This is a genomic window from Nocardia aurea, from assembly GCF_003123685.1.
Taxonomy (GTDB): Bacteria; Actinomycetota; Actinomycetes; order Mycobacteriales; family Mycobacteriaceae; genus Nocardia; species Nocardia aurea.
Map to the genome: position 1 here is coordinate 1 of NZ_QCYJ01000126.1, position 6338 is coordinate 6338.

Sequence of the window (6338 nt, forward strand, 5' to 3'; positions counted from 1 at the left end):
ACCGACCCGACCGTGCCAGCGCCTCGACGTCACTGGTGTCAGCAGGTCCGGTGGCGTCGTCCTTATGCGGTGGGAAGCTTCGCTACCTCGGTCAGGTCGGCGAGGTCAACGTGCTTGGGGACTTCGGTCACGGTGCGGCAGTCGGCGATCCAGATTCGGCGGGTGCCGTACCAGCGGGAGACTGTCAGGACCTCCCGCTGGCCGAGGATCTCGGGCTCTACTCGTGCCCATCTGGGCTGATCCAGTACCGCCGCGCCTGCACCCGAAAATCGCAAAAAGGCATTCGCTGGCACATACTTCTGCAGCGCCCCTGGCCAGGCCTGGGGCCGTGCGCCCGTTGGGGACCCGGTCGCCGTGGCCGCCGAACGGGCGTGGCCGGCTCAGGCGATGGCCGCCCGCTCCTGGAGCAGTTCGTGAACGCCAGGCATTGCGTAGCGGCGAGCTGTGCGGCGGCCGCCGCTGCGTACGACGCAGATCGCCTCGATGGTCTCGGCGTCGCTGACGGTCATCACCTGTCCAACTCGTGGTTGATGGCATGCGACAGCCAGCGGGGGTGGGCGAATGTGGCCGTCAGCGATCACGGTTGGGGTGCTGAGCGTCGAGACACCGTAAGGACCTATGTGCCAGAAGAGATCATTTCGCCTTGACCTCCGAGAAGAGGCCAACAACCCAAGATGGCGATGGGAGACCCGTGCAGGCCGCCACCACCGCAGATGCCGGCCGATATTTCAACAAGGTCTGCCAGAGCAGGATCAACTGCATGTTCTACCTGAGCCCTGGTGCGACCCAGTCAGTCACGGCGTACCTGGACCAGTACGGCTGGACCGTCGACGCGGCCTCGGACCTGGCCTGCTTCCGGCTGCCGCTGGCCTTCGGCATCGCCTGCGGGGTCGCGATCGCCGTCCCGTACCGACGGGCGCTCTCTCATCTCCAGACGACCAGCGACATGGGCGGCTGCTTCACGATCCATGCCAAGCTACCGATCGCCAAGTTCGTTCGGCAGCGTGTCACCGGATGATCCCGACTGAACCTGAGCGCAGCCCGGCCTCACTCGTGAGGCCGGGCTTGAAAGGTAGGGCATTCTTCGCGTACACGTCGCCTGTCGATCACCAGCCGCGTTCACGTGTCGAGGCGCGCCGGCTACTGATAGGCAGGGACATGCGTGGCGGTGTTTGTGGGTGCAGCCCGGCAGATCATTCGGGGATGGTGACCAGAATCCGGCCGTCACCGCCAGCATCGACGTGGTCCTGAGCTTGGGCGATCTCCTGCAACGGATAGCGGTGGCCGATGTGGACTTTCAGGGCGCCGTCGGCGGCCGCGGCGGTGAGATCCCGGGCGGCCTGCTGCTTGGCTTGGACGGGGAAGTCGTCGCTGCCGAGCAGGCGCAAGGTGACGTTGGCGAACAACATGGGCCAGAACGGCAGTTGAGGTCTCTCGGCGCGGGTGGCGTAGGCGGCGATGACCGCGTCGTTGGCAACGATCGCGGCATCGAGGTCCGCGTTGTCGGACATGGCGACCTCGATGATGCGCTCCACGCCGTTCGGTGCGTGCTCACGGATCGCTCCGGCTGGGTCGTGCTGATCGAGGGCGACGGCGTGGGACACCGCATCGGAGTCGACGCGGTCCAGGTCGCTGCTGCGTGTCACGGTGCCGATCACGGTTGCTCCGCCCCAGAGCGCGAGCTGGGCGGCCAACGAGCCGACGCCGCCGAGCACGCCCTGTACAAGGACGATCTTGCCGTCGACAGGACCATCGCCGAAGACGGCGCGGTGGGCGGTGATTCCGGGGATGCCCAGGCTGGCGCCGAGGTCGTCGTCGAGGTGGTCAGGCAGGGGCACGGCCAAACGTTCGGGGACGACGGTGTACTGGGCGGCGGTTCCGAAGGGCCGGTAGGACTGTGCGCCGTAGACCCACACGCGCTGCCGAAGGCGGCTGCGGTCAACTCCGTCGCCGACGGCAGCGACGACGCCGATCGCGTCGCTGTGCGGGATCACCCGCGGGTAGGGCATGGAGGAGCCAAGCCAGCCGCGGCGCTTCTTGGTGTCGCCGGGATTCACGCCGGAGACGTGGACGCGCACGCGGACCTCACCCGGACCGGGCTGCGGGTCGGGAAGCTCACCCACCTCGAGCACCTCGGCGGCCGGCCCCTGCCTGTCATACCAGGACGCGAACATGACGGATCTCCTGCTCTTTCAGTCGGCGTACTCGCTGAGCGATCGGGGCGTGCGTGCTGGGCGCGCGTCGCCGGCGCCGTCCGGGGCCCCGGCGTGGAGGACATCGTGCAGCCACGCGCGTTCGGCACGGCTGGTGGCTCGGGCGATCACAAGCATGCCGCGCCGGTAGGGGTCGGCGACCTCCTGTACCCGCAGGGGGCGCTCCCCCTCGTAGAAGAAGCTTGCCGGTTCCTCCAGGAACTCCAGGCGTCGGCGTAGCACTGCGTGCTGGTCGGCGAGGTCGGGGAGTAGGGAGAGGAAGGCCATGATCGTGAAGAACCGGCTGCCATCGGTGATCTCGTGGTCGGCTGGCTTGCGCAGGCGCTGAAGCAGCTCGGTGCGTCCGGCGTCGGTCAGGCTCAGGACGTAGCGCTGGGCGGCTGCGGAGCCCGGTTCGAGGCGGCGATCGAGCAGGCCGCGTTTGAGCATGCGATTGATGGCCGGGTAGAGGCTGCCGTCGCTGACCGGCCGGGTGTAGCCGGACAGCTGGGCGACACGGCGGCGCAGTTCGTAGCCGTGCAATGGCCCATCGGCGAGGAAGCCGAGTATCGCAACTTCGAGCATGCCGCCATATCTCACATCGAATCGAGATATGTTGAATCGAGGTATATCGAATCGATGCCGAGCCTGTGATTGACCGGTCTCTCCTGCGGCCCGCTGCGCCGCCTGCACGTCCCCCTGCGTGCGGCCGACCTTCTAACTCCTCCGAGCGCCCAACCTGCAGCCGGCGTACGGCGTCCAGTTCCTGCGCCTGCCCGATGTGCTGCCGGAGCTGTAGTGATCGAGTCGCTGTCGGCCTTGCCGCTGCCGCGGGCCGCCGATGGGCGGATCGCGTTGGCGGTCGATGTCTCCCCGTGGCGGCGCTCGGACGCGCCGACCGGCGCCGAGCGGCTGTTTGTCACGTGCACGGGCGGGCAAAGAGCGCCTCGCAGTTCATCCCCCGGCTGGCCATACTCGTTCGTCGCGTCGCTGGAAAGCGGCCGCACCTCCTGGACCGCGATGCTGGACGCGATCCGTCTGCGGCCCGAAGACGACGCCTACGGCACCGTCACCGCCTGCCGGGACCGGCTGCATCCCCGGCCGCGCACCTGGCTGGGCCATGAGGGCGAACTGCCGATCCTGGGGGGCACTGATCCGGCTCCAGGTCGAGCGCCTGCCCGGACCCAGCGCCCCAAGCCGGTATACGGATGTGGTCCTCGCGCACCGGCCTGACCGCGGATGGCTGATCGCCGTAGGTGCTTGTCGTACTTGGGATCTCGCCTGCGATCCGGTCACGATGCCACGGCCGGCCGGCGGGCGGATTTGTGATCGGCCGCCAGCTGCAGAGCGACGTCGATGATCATGTCTTCCTGGCCGCCGACGTAGCCGAGCTCGCCGACCCGCTGCAGGATCGCGTGCGCCGGGACGCCGTAGCGTTGCGCCGCCCGCTCGGCGTGCTGCAGGAAGCTGGAGTACACCCCGGCCTGGCCCTGCACGATCGAGGCGCGGTCCATCCACGGCAGCCTGGGCACGAACGGGCGCACCACCTCCTCGGCCGCCGCCATGATCGAGTTGACGTCGATGCCGGTGGGCACACCGAGACGCGCGAGCGTGGCGGTGAGAACCTCGGTAGGCGCGTTGCCCGCGCCGGCGCCGAGCGCGCACAGTGCGCCGTCGAGCTGGCGGGCGCCAGCCTGGTAGCTCAGCACCGAGTTCGCTATGCCCAGCGAAAGGTTCTGGTGGCCGTGGAAGCCGACCTGGGCGTCGTGCCCGATCTCGCGTACCAGCGTGGCGACGCGCTTTTGGGCGTCGGCGAGGACCATGGCGCCGGCCGAGTCCACGACGTAGACGCACTGAGCTCCGGCGTCGACCATCAGCCGGGCCTGAGCGGCCAGTGCCTGCGGCGGCGTGCGGTGCGCCAGCATGAGGAATCCGACGGTCTCCATGCCGAGGTCACGAGCCGCCGCGAAGTGCTGCACAGACACGTCCGCCTCGGTGCAGTGCGTGGCGATCCTGGCGACGGACGCGCCGGCGTCATGCGCGGCCTTCAGATCTCGGACGGTCCCTACGCCCGGGATCAGCAGGACCGCGATCTGGGCGCTGGTCGCCTCGTCGACAGCGGCGGCGACCAGAGCGATCTCGTCGGTTCCGGAGAACCCGTAGTTGAACGACGAGCCGCCGAGGCCATCGCCGTGCGCGACCTCGATCACCTGCACGCCCGCGGCGTCCAGGACGCTCACGGTCGCCCGGACCTGTTCCTCGGTGAACTGGTGGGCCATTGCGTGACTGCCGTCGCGAAGGGTGCTGTCAGTGATCCGGACACCATCGGCCGGCCTCACCTGGGCGTCGGGTGCTGCGGCCGTCCGCCCGGTGTCGAAGCTGCCGCTCACACCGACACCTCCCGCTGCCCGCGGCTTGCGAACAGCTCGCCGACGCGAGCCGCCGCAGCGGTGATGATGTCCAGGTTGCCGGCGTAGGGAGGCAAGTAGTCTCCGTTCCCGCGGACCTCCAAGAACACCGCGACCCTGCCCATGCCCCGCCACGCGTCGCGCGGGTCGTCGAACTGCGGGTCGGCCCTCAAGGCGTAGCCGGGCACGTACTGCCGGACCTCGCCGACCATCTGGTGGATCGAGGCCTCCACGGCGCCGCGGTCGGCGTCGCCCGGCAGCGAGCAGAAGACCGTGTCCCTCATGATGATCGGCGGGTCAACGGGGTTGAGGATGATGATCGCCTTGCCCCGGCGTGCGCCCCCGACCGACTCGATCGCCCGCGCGGTGGTTTGGGTGAACTCGTCAATGTTCGCGCGGGTACCGGGGCCGGCGGACCTCGAGGCGATCGAGGCGATGATCTCGGCGTACTCGACGGGCACGACTCGGTTGACGGCATGCACGATGGGGATGGTCGCCTGGCCACCACAGGTGATGAGGTTGACGTTGGGCGCGTCCAGGTGGGCGGCGAGGTTGACCGGCGGACAGACGAACGGGCCGACCGCCGCCGGGGTGAGGTCGACGGCCTGGATTCCGGCTTCGGCGTAGCGAACGGCGTTCGCGCGATGTGCGTAGGCCGAGGTCGCCTCGAAGACGATGTCGGGAAGCTCGGCCTGCTCCAGCAGCCAGTCGACGCCGCCGGCGGAGGTCGGCACGCCGCGGTCGCGCGCCCGCGCCAGGCCGACGGAGGCCGGGTCGACGCCCACGACGTACCTCACCTCGACAGAGTCGCTACGCTGCAGCTTAGCGAGCAGGTCCGTACCGATGTTGCCGGGACCGACGATCGCGGCGGTGACCTGGCTCATACGTTCTCCTTCGCGGTGGCCGAGCCCGCGAACCGAGCTGTGACACTCCCCAGGCCCGTGAACGAGGCGGTGACGACATCGCCGGGCGACACCGGCACGGCCGCCATGACCGAGCCGGGCAGGACGACGTGGCCGGCCTCCAGCCCGATTCCGCGCCCGCCGAGTGTGTTCGCGAGCCAGACCAGGGCGTTCAAAGGCGAACCTAGGACGGCGCCACCGACGCCGTTCCCGGCCGGCTCCCCGCAGACGTACAGCGCGCAGGCGACCAGGCGCAGGTCCACGTCGGCCAGTGCGGTCGGGTGACTGCCCAGGACGACGCCGCCGGAGGACGCGTTGTCGGCCACGGTGTCCAGGATCCCGATCCTCCAGTCCCGGATGCGGCTGTCGATGATCTCCAGCGCCGGGAGCACGAAGTCGACGGCCGCGATCGCTTCGGCCGCCGTCACTCCCGGTCCCTTCAGCGGGCGACGCAGGATGAAGGCGATCTCGGGCTCTATGCGCGGCTGCAGGTAGATGTCCGCCGGGATGGCAGTGTGCTCGATATGGAACATGCCCTCCAGCAGGTGACCGAAGTCGGGCTGGTCGACTCCGAGCTGTTTCTGCATCGCGGCCGAAGTCAGGCCTACCTTGTGGCCCTTGACGGTGGCTCCTGCTCGAAGCCGCTCGTCGATCTGCAGAAGCTGGATGGCGTAGGCGTCGTCCAAGGTGAGGTCGCTGTACTTCTCCGTCAGCGGTTCGACGGGATGGCCGTCGTTGTAGGCGCCGAGCAGCGAGGCCGCGGCGGCGGCGCGGTCCGCGTGGTCCACGGGTGCTCCTTTCGCGGAGGGCCGGCCCATCGCGGACAGGCACGTGCG

At 69.1% G+C, this 6338-nt stretch carries 8 protein-coding genes; 2 read left to right on the forward strand and 6 right to left on the reverse strand.

All coding sequences use genetic code 11. The features are described from left to right. Positions 1-380 precede the first annotated feature (380 nt). Positions 381-509: a hypothetical protein gene (locus DAT37_RS46135; protein WP_269814813.1), complete on the reverse strand. Its 129-nt coding sequence runs from the start codon at positions 507-509 to the stop codon at positions 381-383. 182 nt (positions 510-691) lie between these two features. On the opposite strand from DAT37_RS46135, the gene DAT37_RS28785 reads away from it, so the two are divergent. Continuing rightward, complete coding sequence (locus DAT37_RS28785) at positions 692-1018, forward strand: hypothetical protein (RefSeq protein ID WP_109528035.1); 327 nt, start codon at positions 692-694, stop codon at positions 1016-1018. A 175-nt stretch (positions 1019-1193) separates the two neighbouring features. On the opposite strand, the gene DAT37_RS28790 is transcribed toward DAT37_RS28785, so the two are convergent. Continuing rightward, positions 1194-2174: an NADPH:quinone reductase gene (locus tag DAT37_RS28790; RefSeq protein ID WP_109528036.1), complete on the reverse strand. Its 981-nt coding sequence runs from the start codon at positions 2172-2174 to the stop codon at positions 1194-1196. 18 nt (positions 2175-2192) lie between these two features. Beyond that, complete coding sequence (locus tag DAT37_RS28795; RefSeq protein ID WP_109528037.1) at positions 2193-2777, reverse strand: PadR family transcriptional regulator; 585 nt, start codon at positions 2775-2777, stop codon at positions 2193-2195. Between the two features lie 213 nt (positions 2778-2990). On the opposite strand from DAT37_RS28795, the gene DAT37_RS45040 reads away from it, so the two are divergent. Next, on the forward strand, positions 2991-3425 hold the full coding sequence (locus tag DAT37_RS45040) for a transposase (protein WP_198654489.1): 435 nt from the start codon (positions 2991-2993) through the stop codon (positions 3423-3425). Between the two features lie 59 nt (positions 3426-3484). On the opposite strand, the gene dmpG is transcribed toward DAT37_RS45040, so the two are convergent. The 3 genes from dmpG to DAT37_RS28815 are packed head-to-tail and all read right to left on the reverse strand — an operon-like array spanning position 3485 to position 6320. Continuing rightward, positions 3485-4531, reverse strand: coding sequence for a 4-hydroxy-2-oxovalerate aldolase (gene dmpG, locus DAT37_RS28805; RefSeq protein ID WP_198654490.1), 1047 nt, complete (start codon positions 4529-4531; stop codon positions 3485-3487). A 47-nt stretch (positions 4532-4578) separates the two neighbouring features. After that, positions 4579-5484: an acetaldehyde dehydrogenase (acetylating) gene (locus DAT37_RS28810; protein ID WP_109528039.1), complete on the reverse strand. Its 906-nt coding sequence runs from the start codon at positions 5482-5484 to the stop codon at positions 4579-4581. Then, a complete protein-coding gene (locus DAT37_RS28815) occupies positions 5481-6320 on the reverse strand; it encodes a 2-keto-4-pentenoate hydratase (RefSeq protein ID WP_109528040.1) in 840 nt (279 codons plus the stop codon). The genes DAT37_RS28810 and DAT37_RS28815 overlap by 4 nt, the downstream gene beginning before the upstream one ends. Positions 6321-6338: the final 18 nt, after the last annotated feature.

Excerpts from the sequence above, each read along its gene's own strand:
- DAT37_RS46135 (WP_269814813.1), bottom strand. The coding sequence starts at position 509 with ATGACCGTCAGCGACGCCGAGACCATCGAGGCGATCTGCGTCGTACGC.
- DAT37_RS28790 (WP_109528036.1), bottom strand. The coding sequence starts at position 2,174 with ATGTTCGCGTCCTGGTATGACAGGCAGGGGCCGGCCGCCGAGGTGCTC.
- DAT37_RS28795 (WP_109528037.1), bottom strand. The coding sequence starts at position 2,777 with ATGCTCGAAGTTGCGATACTCGGCTTCCTCGCCGATGGGCCATTGCAC.
- DAT37_RS28810 (WP_109528039.1), bottom strand. The coding sequence starts at position 5,484 with ATGAGCCAGGTCACCGCCGCGATCGTCGGTCCCGGCAACATCGGTACG.
- DAT37_RS28815 (WP_109528040.1), bottom strand. The coding sequence starts at position 6,320 with ATGGGCCGGCCCTCCGCGAAAGGAGCACCCGTGGACCACGCGGACCGC.